We start from the raw sequence: 16218 nt of genomic DNA, 5'->3' as shown, positions 1-16218 counted from the left end.
ACAATCAAAGCCGGGCTTAATGGCCCGGTCAATTCATGCATGTAGTGAGTTATTTCGCGTCAACCGGTTTTACAGTTAGTTGCAGCTCTGTCAACCCGAGGGGATCAGCGACAACAAAATATTCCTGGAAATATTTCTCAGAAGTATTAAGGCTGAAACCAATCATCAGCGCTTTCCCACGTATCCTGTAAAATCTCTTCGACAGTCTTCTTATCCTCGCTAGCCCCGCCCAGCACGGTTAACCCATCAGCACCAGCGAACCTCACTTTCACATCGACCTCGCCAAACTTCCTACTGAGTCGTTTATCCAGTTCTTCCGTTAGAGCATCAGAGTACCCAACGGGGAATTTTTTAATATTCAGCTTATCTATGGTCACTTCAACACGTAGCATATTTTTTCCCTCAGCTGTGATAGCGGGTTTTGGTATTAACATCCTCAATACCAGACTCGATATAGTCCACTCGCTTCTGTAGTTCTCTAATCAGCTTTTTGGCGGCATCCAAACGAATCATGACTTGTTGGTCTGGGTAATGCTCTGGTTCAATCTGCCTAAAGCCGGTGAGAGTATCAGTGAATGACGAACGCATGATAATGAACTCACCAAAGGCGCTGTGAGCTGTATCAAAAGAAGTCAGCTCTCGCATCCCGGTAAACTCATCTTTAGGATTTCTTGCCATGGTATCACCTCGCTAAGTTACTGTTCATTTATACAGCATTGGCAAGGGGCAATTCAATCTGTTTCTTGGTTGCGAGGTGGAGATATTGATAACATTCCAAAGATTTCGCGAACGAATTGAGTACATAACTGAGTACATAATGTAAGTTTTGTTAAAATTAAATCTATTGATTACATTGTGTTATGTGGTTTATTTCATAATCGTGAATGTAGAATGTTGGCTGCTTATTTTTATCTGACATTATTCTTTTTAACCCTTAATTCACTATGGTCATGCTGTATGACAGGCTGGTTTCTACCGGAGATAGCTCATTCGCAGCGGCCGATGACGTAGGCTTAAGAATACCATTTCAGCTCAGGAAGACGTTAATTTTGTCACTATTATCAAACAATCAACGGGTTATGAAATGTTCAGACATTCATTATTTGGGCTAGAATTAGCTTAAGTCGCGGTTTCTTGCTGCCAGATTTATTTTGAAATAATTATGTTTCTATCTAAATGGGTCGTTCTAACTAATATTTACCTACCGTTTACTTAGCTATTCATACAATCCGCCTACTGAATATAATTAGTGGGATTCATAGTGAAAACACTTCTGTTAACCGGTGCTACCGGTTTTTTGGGCGGTGCAGTGCTCGAAAAGTTATTGTTGGAAAACTCAGATTTTAATTATTTATTATTAGTCCGGGCCAATACACCGGAACAGGGACTCACCCGTATTCGAGAGAATATGGCGAAGTTTTATCTTCCCAGCGGGCAGTTGAATAAAATAGATACCCGTCATATTTTATTAGGTGATTTAGCTGAGCCGGAGAGTTTTACTTATGACCCGCGCATTGACGATGTAACCCATGTTATTAACTGTGCTGCGGTAGCATCATTTGGTAATAACCCATTAATCTGGAAAGTGAATGTAGTGGGCACATTAGCCTTTGGTAAAAGAATGGCGCAGGTGGCCGGTTTACAAAAGTTTGTCCATGTAGGCACCGCGATGTCCTGCACGCCTGATGCCGATACTGTGGTGAGTGAGCGGGTATTATCGGTACAAGATGATGCGCATTTAGTTGAATATACCAAGTCCAAATCGGCCATTGAGCGCTTGCTGGCTGAGCAGTGCCCGACTTTGCCATTGGTATTGGCCCGACCATCGATTGTTGTAGGACATACTCGTTTGGGGTGCCAGCCATCCGGTAGTATTTTCTGGGTATTTCGGATGGCATTAATGCTGCGTAAGTTTATGTGCTCACTGGATGACTATATTGATGTTATTCCAGTTGATTATTGCGCCGATGCTTTATTGTGTATTTTGCAGCACCCAAACTTACCTGAAAATATCTATCATATTTCAGCCGGAGAAAATGACAGCGTCAGTTTTGCTGAAATTGATCAGGCAATGTCATTGGCTGCCCAACAAAAACCGATGGGTACAGATTATCGCCAAGTAGAATATGATGTTTTAGTGCAAATGCGTAAACAACTGAAAGAGATTTTCGGCCCTTGCAATGAGCGCTTGATGCTGAAAGCGATGCGGTTATATGGTTCTTTTGCGGTGCTAAATGTACGGTTCAGTAATGAACGATTGCTCAGTTTGGGTATGCCAAGATCGCCGCGTTTTACTGATTATATTTCCTGCTGCGTGGAGTCCAGCTTTGGCATGACTATTCAGCAACAAATGGCGGTTGATTTTAAATAAGCACATTCCCCCGCTTGGTGACAGGGGGCGGGAAGTTGCCGCCGAATTAAGCGAGATTGCCAGTGCATTAAAATCCCTGATGCAGGTGGTAATGCAGGAACAACAGGTAGACACGCCGATTTATGGCTATGTTTGGTTAAGCATGGGGTTGACCATGGGGTTGACCAAACAGCTTGAGGAGTTAGACACTTTGATTAATATGACTCTGCGCAGGTGACCTATCCCCTTCGTACTTGAAGCCGCAGGGTTGTTAGCTGCTCGCACTTACCCGAATCACTTACTTGAGTAAGTTCATCGGGATTCGTTGGTTGGCTGCCTACCTGCAACTCCAATAACTTTGGGTATAACATGGAAATCAGGCAGATGATATTTCTGTCTGGCGGGTAAAGCAGGTAAGATAAGTCAATGAATCTTGTCATCAGGTACGGCAAAGCGGTATGGTGCAGGTAGCCTGGTCACCAGCAATTGAATTTGTGTAAAACTTAAGTGAAGGTGTAAAAATGGATAATGCAATTAAGCCGACTTTCCAGGACGTTTTGGAGTTTGTGCGTATGTTTCGTCGAAAAAATCAGTTGCAGCGTGAACTCATTGATAACGAAAAGAAAATTCGTGATAACAAAAAACGCGTTCTGTTGCTTGATAACCTGAGTGATTACATCAAACCAGGCATGAGCGTTGAAGAAATCCAGGCCATTATCGCTGATATGCGCACTGCTTACGAAGATCGTGTCGATGAATACACCATCAAAACCGCCGAACTGTCTAAAGAACGCCGTGAGCTGTCGAAAAAGCTGAAAGCGATGGGCGAAGTTAAGTAATATTGACCCGACGTAGGGTCGCGTTTTCAGGCTACTGACAAGGTTAATAAGCGGGGAAATGTACCGAATGGGTCGCTCTTTGTTTCAAACACAAGTGCGTAAGCCGTCGGTGCAGTCGTCCGCCAGTCTCAGTGCGACAAAATAGGGTTGTTATTAAGAGAAAGGCTGGCAATCAATGCCAGCCTTTCTCGTTGCTATCCCTTTACCTCGGCGTTAACGCAAGAAACGCAATGCCGCAATATTAATGCCTTTGACGAAGATAAACGCCAACAGTAATGAACCCCACAACGCCATAGTGATATAACTACTCACACCCATGATGTTCAGCCCGCTTTCCAGCATTTGCAGCAGGAACAGCGCCAGGACAATACCAAAAATCTTACCGAATCCACCATCGGGATTTACCCCACCCAGCACCGTTGCCAAAATAGTGATCAGCAACAGTGATTCGCCATATGAGGCTTTGGCCGAGTTCAGTTTTGACATCATCAGCAATGCTGCCACGGCGCACAGCAGTGATGAAATCACATACACCCAAATCAGTGTGCGGCGAGCATTGATCCCTGAGAAGAAGGTGGCTTTTTCATTAGAGCCGGACAGATAGATTTGGCGGCCCAATGGGGTCTTGGCCAGTATCAGCCAGATAATCAGTGCTACCGCGATAAACAGATAAAGCGGCAGCGGCACGCCAAGAAAGTTATTGCGATCCAATGCCAGCACATAGTTCGGGAAGTTAGAAATAGCCGAGCCTTTGGAGATCAGCACATTCACGCCTTTGAGTAAGGTCATGATGCCCAGGGTGGCCAAAATAGGAGATACCCGCACAATCGAAATAAGCACCCCGTTAATAACCCCGACCACTAATGCCACCGAGGCACCGGCCAACAGCATCAGCATCATTGAGCTGAACGTTGGGTCCAGATGAGTACAAACCCACGCCATTACCAGTGCACTGGCATTGGCGGTAGCAATGATTGATAAGTTAATGCCCCCAGTCAGCATAGTAATCGCCATGGCCAGCGTTAATACACCGGCGACAGGGATTTGTGAGGCAATGGACTGGAAGTTAGCCGCCGACCAGAACACGTGTGGGATAAACACGCTGAATATCATGCTGACCAGCACCAGCAGGGCAATCAGCCAGCGTTCGGTATGATCCCGCTGAGTTGTTTTTGACATGGTTATATTCCCACCTTATGACGTTGGCCCCAGGCTGTTACACTGATGCTGATGACAATCACCAGACCGATAACCACGGTATGCCAGTACGACGAAATCCCCAGTAAATTCAAACCATTCTGCAATATTGCTAGCAGAATCACCCCTAGCAAGGTTCCCGTCAGCGTGCCGCGTCCGCCAATAATACTGGTGCCACCGAGCACCACCGCTGCCAGTACGGTCAGCTCATAACCCAGTAAGGAATCTGGCGCGACGGTTAAGACGGTATAGGACTGCACCACCCCCGCGATACCGGACAAAAAGCCCATATAGCCGTAGACAAACAGTTGTAGCTTAAGAATGCTGAAACCCATGCGTGATGCGGCTTCCTGATTACCGCCTAAGGCATAGATTTGGCGGCCAATACTGGTGCGAGTCATCAGCAGAGCGGTGACAATGATAGTGATAAGCAAGGTCAGAATGGGCAATGACAGGCCATAGTCATAGCCATCAGCCGCGGTAAAGGAGAACAACATTGGCCCATGCTCGAACCATTCGGGATAGCTATACAGCCAGATGCCACGGCTGAGATACAGCAGTAATCCGTAGAATATATTCAGTGTGGAAATGGTGATAATGATGGACGGCACACGCAGGCGATTAACCAGCAGCGCATTAATCAGCCCTAACAGCAAACCAATGCCGCCCGCCAGTGCGAACGCGACCGGGAAGTTACCCCCAAATTTCACAATTAGTGTCACCATGACATATTGCGAAATGATGGTCATTGCCGGGAATGAAATATCAATACCGCCAGAAATCAACACGATAAATAAACCGCAGGCCAAAATGGTCAACATGGCATAGTTATTTATCAGGTCATAGATATTGGCAAGCGTCAGGAATTCTGGACTGGTGAATGCAAGATAAGTCGAAATAATCAATATAGTGAATGCCAGCATCACTTCATGGCGTTTTAATAGCTCTTTATTAAACAAGCTGGTTTTATTCACACTTTTTCTATCAAAACCTTGAGGGTTAGCCATTTACTACCTCTGCAATGGCGGCTTCGCTGCTGTTGCCGGGTAAGAACTCCTGCACAAGCTGCCCGGCCCGCATGACGACAATACGGTGGCTGTTAAAATAGGCTTCATCGATCTCATCACACACCATCAGTACCGCGATGCCACGAGCTGCCAACGTATTGATAATATTATAAATACCGGCTTTATTCGCGATATCTACTCCGACAGTCGGGGAATCGAGGATCAGTATTTGCGGATCGGTTGCCAGCCATTTTGCAATAGCAATACGTTGAGCATTCCCACCCGATAAGGTATTGACCGGCAAGCCGCTGTTACCAATTTTAATCGACAGGTGCTTCACCATATCCTCCACCAGCGTATCGACTCGTTCAGTACGCATCAGGTGGAAGGTATTTTTCAGCCGATGCAATACGGTGGCACTGATATTGTCACGGATCGATTGCGCCATAATCAGCCCGGTACTCATCCTGTCTTCTGAGACATAACCGATACCGGCGGCAATAGCATCGCGGTTACTGGCAAAATACATCGGCTTATCATTGACGCGAATAGTACCTGACTCTGGTGTGGTCAAACCGAATAAACTCAGGCAGAGTTCTGTCCGCCCTGAACCCAGTAAGCCAATCAATGAAACAATCTCACCGGGATGCAGAGTCAGTGAGACATTATGATACTCGTTACTGCGGGAGAGCTGTTCCACCGCCAATACGGGGGGAAGGGCCGCTCTGTAGGGGGGCAATACCTGAAAATCGAATTTCATGCCGGTCATCAGCCAGGCCAATCGTGGGTTATCCACTTCGGCCGCCGGGTAGGTTCCTACCCAATCGCCATCTTTCAGCACCGTAATGCGGTCCGAAATTTCCAGTACTTCACTCAGCCGGTGGCTGACAAAAACCACACATATATTACGTGATTTCAGTTCATGCACTACCCGCAGTAAGCCGTTAACCTCTTGTCGGGTCAGAGAGGCAGTGGGTTCGTCCATGACAATCAGGCGAGCATCTTGGGCCAGCGCACGGCAAATGGCGACCAGTTGCTTCTGTGCGATAGGTAAATTCTCAACCAACTCATCCAGATTGAGGTGGGCATCAATGCTGTCGATCACCCGCTCGGCAGTCTCTCGCATCTGACGTTTATCCACCCACAGGTGATGGTGGTAATAGTTCATGGCGATATTCTCTGCCACAGTTAGATTGGGGAATAACGACAGGTCTTGATAAATCACCTGAATCCCCAGTCTGACAGATTCAATCGGTGTCAAAGTCGAGTAGATCTTGCCATCAATTGTCATGATAGCGTCGGCATCAGGTTGATAGACACCTGAGATAATCTTGATCAGTGTTGATTTGCCACAACCGTTCTGTCCCGCAAGGCAATGGACCTCTCCCGGTAACAGGGTCATGGCCACCTTATTCAGCGCTTTAACGCCATAAAAGGTTTTACTGATATTTTCCAGGGTAATAAATGGCTGCATAGCTCTTCTAATCCCAAATGTCATTAATGGCAGAGCCGAGCAGAAGCCCGGCTCTGCGATAACACCATGAATCAATACAGCGAATCCACGTTGTCTTTGGTCACCCGTAATACATTGTGGAACTGGATCAGGTGCTTAGCCTGGTCAACCTCGGCTTTACCTACTCCTGGGACGTCCATACCCGTTTCGATTTTCTCGCCTTTCAGCACTTTGTCAGCCACTGCGGTCATGGCATAACCGGCAGAACCGGGGTCATAAGTCACACCCATGGTGATATCACCGCTTTTAATCAGCGATGCAGCCTGAGATGGGATCATCATGCCGAACACATGAACGTTGTTTTTTGCCCGTTTTTCTTTCACTGCGCGACCTGCGCCAATCGGGCCTTGTGAACCGAAAGCGACAATACCTTTCAAATCGCTATGTGCCTTCATCAAATCCAAAGTGGTCCGGCGTGAATCATCAATGCTCTCGGCGACCGGCATCCGGCTGGTCACTTCAAACATCTCTGGATAGTGTTCTTTCTGATATTTCACAAACAAATCGGCCCACAGATTATGTTGCGGTACAGTCAGGCTGCCGACATAAATTACATAGCCACCTTTGCCACCCATCGCTTTTGCCATCTCTTCCACGTTATCGGCGGCAAACTTGGCGTTATCGATGATTTCAATATCCCAGTTGGCACTTGGTTGCCCAGGGGATTCGTTAGTTAACACCACGATACCGGCCTCACGGGCTTTCTTAAATACCGGCTCCAGCACATCGGCATCGTTTGGCACGATACTGATGGCACTGACTTTTTTGGCAATTAAATCTTCAATTATTTTAACCTGTTGCGGGGCATCGGTGCTGGAGGGACCAACCTGATAGGCTTTGATACCCAGATCTTTACCGGCACGGTCCACACCTTCTCCCATGCGGTTAAACCACGGCATCCCTGCAATTTTTGAAATATTGACCACTTCTACTTCTTGTGCCAGTGCGCTGCCTGAGCACACCATCATGCTGAACAGACTGGCCGCCAGTAAGGTTTTCACTCTTAATGTTTTCATCTAAGGCTCCGGGAGCTATTGTAGGTTGAGGTTATTATTATTCCGTAAGGTGTTGGTGTAATATTCAGCGTTTTGTATTACATGAATTTTATTTATGTTTTTAAAATAATGAAGATTTAACAGGACGCAAATTTTACATCTGTATTACATTTCCTGTAGGAGGAATCTACTACCTTGATAGCTGTTTTCCCCATATACCTGAATGCTATTTACATGGATAAAATAGCTGCATTCTCTGTTTGTGACTGGCGTCATGATTTTGAGGGGCAAGATGAAGAGAGTTACATCAAAGTGGTGGGCAGAAAGCGAATGACAGTGCTATTTACATGGATATTCTGGTTCGGATATTTTTTGAGGTTCGGACTGTTCACCCAGAACTGAATAGTCGTTTATAGAGAACTAACGCACTCCGCCGGGCACCATGGTTAACAAGTGCTGATGGGGATAATGACGGGTAATATTGCGCTGCTGTAATTGCCAATAAATTTTTTCGACATCATGGCGTTGCCGATCCAGCAATAACCCGACCACACTGCCGCTGTGGGCGACGTTCAACCCGTATAAATCGAGATCCTCCACCAGTTGCAACAGGGCCATAAAGTCGGGTTTGACCAGCAAATGCTGGCTGGCCTGTGCGCTGAGCGTGGTAGCCTGGCCTAACAGTGAGTAATCATGGTGTTCGGCGGCCTGAGTAAATAGTTGCCAGGCCCGTTCCAGTGAGGCCGAACCCGCCAGCAGTGCGGGTTGGCGATTACGGCGATGGTACTCCTCGGTGTTGAGGCGCTGCGGGCTTTCCAGCAATAGAATATCCACTGCTGGCTGCCAGTCATAAGCAATTTGCGTTGCGGCAGTCTGGTGGTCAAACAGCGTCAAGTGTTGGAACAGGGTGCTGTCGGTCGGTTCCAGGCTGACGCATAACGCAGCAAGGGCCGATTCATTCAGGGTTTCACCCAAATGACGGGCGGTTGCCAGTGCGGTAGCGGCAATGTCAGCGGTACTGCTAGCCAGCCCTTTTTCCACCGGAATGGTGGAATCAAAACGAATATGCAAGCCACGGGCGCTATCTGTGGGCTGACCGAAATAAGCCAGTACTGCCGCCAGCATCTGGCGCATGCGTGGCCGCTCATGGCGATCCGCGACACCGTCGGTGACCGACACGGTACTGAACCAGTTTATTGGGCAGGAAATCAGCTTCTCACCACCGAGAATCCAACCCTGAATCAGTTCACCACAAGAGGCGGGGCAACGAGCCTCAGCCATGGCCGAAAACCTGCTGCATGGCAGTGATCAGCCGCTGGTTATCAATGGCACTTTTGATGGCGACACGATAGTGGTCACGGCTCAGACCGGGGTAATTGGCGCAATGGCGGATCAAGATATGGTGCTGTAATAACGCCTGTTGCAAATCGAACTCTGGTTTCAGACAGCGCAGGAAAATGTAGTTGGCGCATCCTTGCCACACCTGCAACGCGGGCAGGGCGGCTAAGTGTTGATATAACCAAGGTCGCTGCTGAGTCAACCATTCATGTGTGGCTTGAATGTAAGGCTGGTCATCGAGAATAATCTCACCTGCCAGTGCGGCAAACGCATTGATAGTCCAAGGTTCACGCAGTTGTTTCATTTGCGAAATAGCCGCCAGATCGCCACTGAGTAAATAGCCAAGGCGCAATCCCGGAATGGCAAAGAATTTGGTCAGGGAGCGCAATAAGTATAAGTGTGGGAAATCCGTTAATTGAGGGATCAGCCCCGGCGCATCGGGTAGGAAATCGATAAAAGCTTCATCGATAATCAAAGCAATACGGTACTGATGACAACACTGCACAATGGCTTGCAGCAATTTGGCATCAGGCATCAGGCCGGTCGGGTTATTGGGTGTTGCGATAAATAGGCAGTCTGGGCGCTGTTGCGCTAATAGCGCCAATAGCCGTTCATCAGGCTGATAGCCATCAGCTTCACTCATCTGATAATTATGAATCTGACAACCAACCCGTTGCAGGGCGCGGCGGTACTCAGCAAAGCCCGGTGTCAGTAGCACAGCAGTGCGGGGTTGCAAATGCTGCACTACCGCGTAAATCAGCTCGGTAGCACCATTGCCTGCCATAATATTCTCTGGTAGGCAATGGTGAGCGCGGGCCAGCGCGGCGTGTAATTGGCGATACTCAACATCAGGGTAGTGCTCGGCACGGGCCAATTGTTCAATAATCGCGGCTTTCAAGGACGCCGGCATCCCCAGCGGATTAATGTTGGCACTGAAGTCAACGATATTGGTGGCATCGGTGCCTATTTTTAGTGCCATTTCCAGCACATTCCCACCATGCTCACTCATTGCTGCGATCCCGATTTAACGTGTGTGTGCAGGGTACCATAAGCGAGGGAGTGGCGTTTAATGGCAATGGCTGCGGTGTGAACGCCGTGAAATAGAATGACAGTTACTGATCTAATATCAATTAGTCACGATTTCCATTCAAGTTTATCTCTTTAAAACATAAACTGTGCATCAAAAATAAATAATGACAATATTAAACAATATTTTCAACACCTTCGGTGGGAAGCGGGTTGTCATCAGCGGCGTGCAGTGGTGACATTGCGTAAATGTCCCTTTTTGACACGGCATATCCTGCTTTAAATGGCGGGATTTTTTATGCAATGGTTTGGTAAACAAGCATTTTCTATCGCAGGCACCGGTAGCAACTGGCTGGCTCCGGCCCGGAGCGTGCGATGACCCTCGCCGCCTGGTTTATCGCTTTTTTACTTGATAGCTTGCTCGGTGACCCGCCGCACTGGCCACATCCGGTGCGCTGGATAGGTAACCTCATTTCGGCGCTGCAACGAATTATCCGCCAAGTCTGCCGCACTGAAACGGCATTGAAGTGGGGCGGCGCGTGGTTGTGGTGGGGGGTAGTGAGTATGACCTGGCTGATGAGTTGGGGATTGTTATGGCTGATGACGCACATTAATCCATGGCTCGGCTGGTTGGCGCAAGTGTGGATGATTTACACCTTGCTGGCCGGGCGTTGCCTGCGTGATGCGGCACTGCAAGTCTTCCATGCCCTGCAACATGGCAGCTTGACACAAAGTCGCGAGAAACTGTCATGGATTGTTGGGCGCGATACTTCGCAACTGGAAAAACCACAAATTACCCGCGCAGTGGTAGAGACAGTGGCTGAAAATAGCGTCGACGGGGTGATTGCGCCACTGTTCTTCCTCATGCTGGGCGGTGCGCCGTTGGCTATGGCCTATAAAGCCGTCAATACCCTTGATTCGATGGTGGGCTACAAAACCCCGAAATATCGGGCGATCGGTTATGTCTCGGCGCGCATGGATGATCTGGCGAACTGGCTTCCTGCCCGGCTGAGCTGGCTGTTACTCAGTGCGGCGGCTGGGTTATTGCGGGCCGATTATCGCCAAGCGTTGCGTATTGGCTGGCGTGACCGCTATCAGCATTCCAGCCCCAATTGTGCATGGTCGGAAGCCACGGTTGCCGGTGCGCTGGGAGTGCGCCTCGGTGGACCGAATGATTACTTTGGTGAGCGGGTAGAGAAACCATGGATTGGCGATGAACGGCGTGAGATAGCGGTCAGTGATATACCGCGCAGTATTCATTTGATGCTGGTAGCGTCGCTATTAGCCCTTTTACTGTTTGCCCTGATTCGTCTGCTGCTGATCGGCATTTAACATTGAAGAACAACTTGTTGCGCTGCTGCGACAGCGTGAGACGGAGAAAGCGCAATGAATTTATCGGTGATGGTGCAAGGTACGGCATCTGATGTGGGAAAAAGTGTGTTGGTGGCGGGGTTATGCCGCATTTTTATGCAAGATGGATACCGCTGCGCACCGTTTAAATCGCAGAATATGGCGCTCAATTCAGGGGTTACCCCGCAGGGTGACGAGATGGGGCGGGCGCAGATTTTTCAGGCCGAAGCGGCAGGCATCCCGCCGGATGTACGCATGAATCCGGTGTTGCTAAAACCCACCAGTGACCGCAAGGCACAGGTGGTATTGATGGGCAAAGTTGCCTGTAATATGGATGCGGTGGAATACCATCAATACAAGCCGCAATTGCAGCAGAAAATCAGCGAGGTTTACCACAGTCTGGCCCGTGAATATGACGTTATGGTGCTGGAAGGGGCGGGTAGCCCAGCGGAAATTAACCTACGCGACCGTGATATCGTCAATATGGGGATGGCGGCAATAGCCGATGCTCCGGTTTTGCTGGTGGCAGATATCGATCGCGGCGGCGTATTTGCGGCTATTTATGGCACGCTGGCGCTGTTGCATCCCCATGAGAAAGCACGGGTTAAAGGGGTGATAATCAATAAGTTTCGGGGTGATATCGCGTTGCTCAAATCCGGTCTGGAACAGATTGAAGCCTTGACCCAGGTGCCGGTATTGGGCGTCATGCCGTGGCTGGATATCGATTTGGAAGATGAAGACGGCGTCGCGCTGCAAAATGGCAAATATGAGAATACTGCGGAAAAAACACTGGATATTGCGGTGATCCGTTTGCCGCACATTGCCAACTTTACCGATTTTAATGCACTGGCAGCCCAGCCTGATGTGCGGCTGCGTTATGTATCGCAACCGTCGGCATTGGGTCAGCCAGATTTGATTATCTTGCCTGGCAGCAAAAATACCTTGGGTGATTTACAGTGGTTGCATCACTGCGGATTGGCGGCGGCATTGCTGTTACAACATCAACGTCAGGTGCCGGTGATCGGGATCTGTGGCGGTTATCAGATGTTGGGCAAACGCATTATTGATGGTGTGGAGTCTGGCCTTGAACCGATGGATGGCCTGGGTTTGCTGGATGTCCACACCCAGTTTGTGCCGGATAAAGTGACCACCCGGGTCAGCGGCCACTGTCTGCATGGCCTGCCGGGGCTGTTGGAAACCTGCGGTGAGCAACAACTGGAAGGCTATGAAATTCATATGGGCGCATCCCTGCTCGGGGCGGCCGCCAAGCCTTTCGCACAATTAACATTGCGTAACGGGCAAGTGGAACAATGGCTGGAAGGTGCGGTGAATAGCGACGGCAGTGTTCTGGGCAGCTATATTCATGGCCTGTTTGACTGCCACCACTTTACTCGCACGCTGCTGGACAATTTGCGCCAACGTAAAGGGCTGGCGGCGTTTGACGGCGTGACAGTGAATTACGCCGAACACAAGCAGCAACAGTTTGATATTCTGGCATCGAAAATGCGGCAGAATATTGATATTGAAAGCATTTACCAATTAATGAAAGCACATCAACAGGCGCGCGCGCAGTGATTTTGATTACCGGCGGTGCGCGCAGCGGCAAAAGTTCGCTGGCAGAACGACTGGCAGCACAGGCGGCTGAGCGGGTGTTTTACATTGCCACTTCAGTGGTAACGGATGTGGAAATGGCTGAGCGAGTTGAGTTACACCGTGTCAGCCGCCCGGCACATTGGCGTACCTGGGAAGGTTATCAGAACCTGGGTGTGGTGCTGGAGCAGCAAGTGCAGCCCGGCGAAGCGGTGATATTGGAATGCATTACCACGCTTATCACCAATCTGCTGTTTGAACAGGCCGGCGATACCCTGGCGGAGCGGATGGATTTTGCGTCGCTGGAAGTGGCTATCCAACAGCAGATAACTGATTTGTTGGCAGCCTGCGCCCGCAGTCGTGCGCCGATTTATCTGGTGACTAATGAACTGGGCATGGGGATCGTGCCGGAAAACCGTCTGGCGCGGCATTTTCGGGATATCGCTGGCCGGGTCAATCAACGCCTTGCTGCAGCGGCTGACGAGGTATTTTTAGTCATTTCTGGCATTGAGGTAAAAATTAAATGAGTCTGCGTTTATTTCTCGCAACATTGCAGTTTATGACCCGAATTCCACTGCCAGAGCGCTGGACACAAGGGTTGGCAATGGACCACTACCAACGCGGCATTATCGGCTTTCCGTTAATCGGCCTGATCGTTGGGCTGATCAGTGGGTTAGTTTTTACCTTGCTGGCACCGTGGTGTGGCGTGCCGTTGGCGGCGTTGGGTTATGTGCTGGCATTGGCACTGATTACCGGCGCTTTTCATCTCGATGGGTTGGCTGATACCTGCGATGGCGTGTTTTCCGCCCGTCAGCGTGAGCAGATGTTGGCAATTATGCGCGATAGCCGCCTCGGCACTAATGGTGGTTTGGCGCTGATACTTATCGTGGTGGCAAAAGTGTTGGTAGTGAGCGAGCTGGCATTGCGCGATATGCCGATGCTGACCACGCTGACGGTGGCATCGGTCGTCGGGCGGACAGTGATTGTGCTACTGATGTACCGCCAGCATTATGCCCGCGAAGATAATGGCTTGGGCAATATTTACATCGGTAACGTGACCGGCCGGCAAACCATTGTCACATTGGTGGGGGGCGCGATATTGACCCTGTTACTCGGCAAGGGGGCGGCTTTATTGGCATTGGTAATGACTATGGTGGTGGTGCTGCTGCTGGCGACCTATCTGCGTCGCCGTTTAGGTGGGCAAACCGGTGATACCTTGGGTGCGGCGGTCGAAATCGGCGAACTGGTGTTCTTGCTGGCGCTGCTGTGACATCAGCGGTTTCCGATCAATTTTAATGAGTCATTCCTATGCGACTTTTTTTGGTGCGCCACGGGCAAACCGACGCCAATTTGCGCGGTGTTTTTTGCGGTCTGACCGATTTGGCTCTCACTCCGCTGGGGGTGGAACAGGCCGGTGAGGTAGCCGGTTGGCTAGCTGAGGTGGATTTTACTTATGGGATTAGCAGCCAGTTACTGCGTGCCCGCCATACCGCCGACATCATTCTCGCGGGGCAGGCTCTGGGCGCGAGTACTGATGAGCAATTGAATGAAATGAATTTCGGTGATTGGGAAATGCGCCATCACCATGACATACAACGTGAGGACCCGGATGCATGGGCGGCATGGCTTGCCGACTGGCAACAAGCCAGCCCGACTGGCGGGGAGTCTTTTCCTCAGTTCTCCGCGCGAGTCGAGGAACGGGTTCAGCCCCTGCTTTTGGCATCGACTGCCTTAGCACAAAGTAACGACAATAATCAGCTACTGGTCGCCCATCAGGGGGTACTAAGCCTGATGCTGGCACGTTTGCTGGCGATGCCTGCGGCAGCGATGTGGCACTTTCATTTTGAACAGGGCGCATACAGCGTGCTGGAGATCCACGATGGATTTGTCACGCTGCGTGAGTTTAACAGTCGGGCTGTTTGGCAGCCTGCAACACGAGGTTAAAGACATGCGAACACTTTCGTCAATTCTGCGGACCATTGCGCCGCTGGATAGCCGGGCGATGAGCCGCGCTCAGGCGCGGTTGGATGGCTTACTTAAACCGCCCGGTAGCTTGGGGCGGCTGGAGCAGTTGGCTATTCAACTGGCGGGAATGCGTGGTTTATACGGGCATCAGGTTGACCGCAAGCAAATCATTGTGATGGCAGCCGATCATGGTGTCTACGCTGAAGGTGTGACTATTTCTCCCCGCGTAGTGACGATGGTTCAGGCGCTGAACATGGTGAGAGGAGTATCGGGGGTTTGCGTGCTGGCCGCCAATGCGGGTGTCGAAGTAAAAATTGTCGATGTGGGTATCGATAGCGAAACATTGCCCGGCGTTTTGGACATGAAAGTGACCCGTGGTAGTGGCAATATTGCCTGTGAAGCGGCCATGACTCGTCAGCAAGCAGAAGACTTACTGCTTGCCAGCATCATGCTGACATTACAGCAGGTAGCTGATGGCGTGAAAGTTTTTGGGGTCGGTGAGCTGGGTATGGCAAATACCACGCCAGCGGCGGCGATGGTCAGCGTGTTGACTGACAGTGACCCTGAATTGGTGGTAGGTCTAGGGGCTAATTTCCCCAGTACGCAGTTGCATCATAAAGTCGCGGTGGTGCGCCGTGCTATCGCAACCAATCATCCGGATGCCCGTGATGGTATTGATGTGCTGGCAAAAATAGGGGGGTTTGATTTGGTTGGCATGACCGGCGTCATGTTGGGGGCGGCGGCGGCTGGATTACCGGTGGTACTGGATGGTTTTCTCTCTTATGCATCGGCGTTGGCTGCTTGTCGTATCGCGCCGGGTGTCCGCGCATATCTGATCCCGTCCCATCTGTCGGCAGAAAAAGGCGCAATAATTGCCCTGAACCATTTGCAATTAGAGCCATACTTGCAAATGGACATGCGACTAGGTGAGGGCAGTGGTGCCGCGCTTGCCATGCATTTAGTCGATGCGGCCTGTGCGATATATAACAATATGGGATCGTTGGCGGAGAGTAATATTGAACTACCGGTATCGCCTTAGTCCTTGATG

17 protein-coding genes are annotated in these 16218 nt (G+C 49.9%); 9 read left to right on the top strand and 8 right to left on the bottom strand.

The window, feature by feature from the left end:
• Window positions 1-146: 146 nt before the first annotated feature.
• Window positions 147-392 carry a DinI-like family protein gene (locus AEP37_RS13185; RefSeq protein WP_049613748.1) on the bottom strand — a complete coding sequence of 82 codons (246 nt, stop codon included), beginning with the start codon at window positions 390-392 and terminating at the stop codon, window positions 147-149.
• Window positions 393-402: 10 nt separating this feature from the next.
• The gene (locus tag AEP37_RS13180) at window positions 403-678 is read right to left on the bottom strand and encodes a hypothetical protein (protein ID WP_235801395.1); all 276 of its coding nucleotides are present in this window, start codon (window positions 676-678) and stop codon (window positions 403-405) included.
• 583 nt (window positions 679-1261) lie between these two features.
• On the opposite strand from AEP37_RS13180, the gene AEP37_RS13175 reads away from it, so the two are divergent.
• The 3 genes from AEP37_RS13175 (at window position 1262) to tmaR (ending at window position 3189) form a co-directional block, all read left to right on the top strand.
• Window positions 1262-2371, top strand: a complete 1110-nt coding sequence (locus AEP37_RS13175) for an SDR family oxidoreductase (protein ID WP_049613747.1) — start codon at window positions 1262-1264, stop codon at window positions 2369-2371.
• On the top strand, window positions 2358-2588 hold the full coding sequence (locus tag AEP37_RS13170; protein ID WP_049613746.1) for a hypothetical protein: 231 nt from the start codon (window positions 2358-2360) through the stop codon (window positions 2586-2588). Before AEP37_RS13175 ends, AEP37_RS13170 begins: the two co-directional genes overlap by 14 nt.
• 283 nt (window positions 2589-2871) lie before the next feature.
• A complete protein-coding gene (gene tmaR, locus AEP37_RS13165; RefSeq protein ID WP_049613745.1) occupies window positions 2872-3189 on the top strand; it encodes a PTS system regulator TmaR in 318 nt (105 codons plus the stop codon).
• 213 nt (window positions 3190-3402) lie between these two features.
• Here the strand turns inward: tmaR and AEP37_RS13160 are convergent, their stop codons facing one another.
• From AEP37_RS13160 to cobD, 6 genes are all read right to left on the bottom strand, one after another.
• Window positions 3403-4368, bottom strand: coding sequence for an ABC transporter permease (locus tag AEP37_RS13160; RefSeq protein WP_049613744.1), 966 nt, complete (start codon window positions 4366-4368; stop codon window positions 3403-3405).
• A 2-nt stretch (window positions 4369-4370) separates the two neighbouring features.
• A complete protein-coding gene (locus AEP37_RS13155; RefSeq protein WP_049613743.1) occupies window positions 4371-5393 on the bottom strand; it encodes an ABC transporter permease in 1023 nt (340 codons plus the stop codon).
• The gene (locus tag AEP37_RS13150; protein ID WP_049613742.1) at window positions 5386-6867 is read right to left on the bottom strand and encodes a sugar ABC transporter ATP-binding protein; all 1482 of its coding nucleotides are present in this window, start codon (window positions 6865-6867) and stop codon (window positions 5386-5388) included. The genes AEP37_RS13155 and AEP37_RS13150 overlap by 8 nt, the downstream gene beginning before the upstream one ends.
• A gap of 71 nt (window positions 6868-6938) precedes the next feature.
• On the bottom strand, window positions 6939-7874 hold the full coding sequence (locus AEP37_RS13145; RefSeq protein ID WP_235801346.1) for an autoinducer 2 ABC transporter substrate-binding protein: 936 nt from the start codon (window positions 7872-7874) through the stop codon (window positions 6939-6941).
• A gap of 447 nt (window positions 7875-8321) precedes the next feature.
• Window positions 8322-9182, bottom strand: coding sequence for a GHMP family kinase ATP-binding protein (locus AEP37_RS13135; RefSeq protein ID WP_049613739.1), 861 nt, complete (start codon window positions 9180-9182; stop codon window positions 8322-8324).
• Window positions 9175-10248 carry a threonine-phosphate decarboxylase CobD gene (gene cobD, locus AEP37_RS13130; RefSeq protein ID WP_049613738.1) on the bottom strand — a complete coding sequence of 358 codons (1074 nt, stop codon included), beginning with the start codon at window positions 10246-10248 and terminating at the stop codon, window positions 9175-9177. Before cobD ends, AEP37_RS13135 begins: the two co-directional genes overlap by 8 nt.
• A gap of 392 nt (window positions 10249-10640) precedes the next feature.
• Between cobD and cbiB the strand changes: the two genes are divergently transcribed.
• The 6 genes from cbiB to cobT are packed head-to-tail and all read left to right on the top strand — an operon-like array spanning window position 10641 to window position 16209.
• Entirely contained in the window at window positions 10641-11597 is a 957-nt protein-coding gene (gene cbiB / locus AEP37_RS13125) for an adenosylcobinamide-phosphate synthase CbiB (RefSeq protein WP_049613737.1), read from the top strand.
• 54 nt (window positions 11598-11651) lie between these two features.
• Window positions 11652-13190 (top strand): cobyric acid synthase, encoded by a 1539-nt coding sequence (locus AEP37_RS13120; protein ID WP_049613736.1) that lies wholly within the window; start codon window positions 11652-11654, stop codon window positions 13188-13190.
• Complete coding sequence (cobU, locus tag AEP37_RS13115) at window positions 13187-13732, top strand: bifunctional adenosylcobinamide kinase/adenosylcobinamide-phosphate guanylyltransferase (protein WP_049613735.1); 546 nt, start codon at window positions 13187-13189, stop codon at window positions 13730-13732. The genes AEP37_RS13120 and cobU overlap by 4 nt, the downstream gene beginning before the upstream one ends.
• A complete protein-coding gene (gene cobS, locus AEP37_RS13110) occupies window positions 13729-14475 on the top strand; it encodes an adenosylcobinamide-GDP ribazoletransferase (protein ID WP_049613734.1) in 747 nt (248 codons plus the stop codon). The genes cobU and cobS overlap by 4 nt, the downstream gene beginning before the upstream one ends.
• 38 nt (window positions 14476-14513) lie before the next feature.
• The gene (locus tag AEP37_RS13105; RefSeq protein WP_049613733.1) at window positions 14514-15149 is read left to right on the top strand and encodes an adenosylcobalamin/alpha-ribazole phosphatase; all 636 of its coding nucleotides are present in this window, start codon (window positions 14514-14516) and stop codon (window positions 15147-15149) included.
• A 4-nt stretch (window positions 15150-15153) separates the two neighbouring features.
• Window positions 15154-16209 carry a nicotinate-nucleotide--dimethylbenzimidazole phosphoribosyltransferase gene (gene cobT, locus AEP37_RS13100; protein WP_049613732.1) on the top strand — a complete coding sequence of 352 codons (1056 nt, stop codon included), beginning with the start codon at window positions 15154-15156 and terminating at the stop codon, window positions 16207-16209.
• Window positions 16210-16218 lie beyond the last annotated feature (9 nt).

The organism is Yersinia pekkanenii (assembly GCF_001152565.1).
Taxonomy (GTDB): Bacteria; Pseudomonadota; Gammaproteobacteria; order Enterobacterales; family Enterobacteriaceae; genus Yersinia; species Yersinia pekkanenii.
Note: the sequence above shows the minus strand (reverse complement) of the source record. Positions and strands in the feature narration are given on the sequence as shown.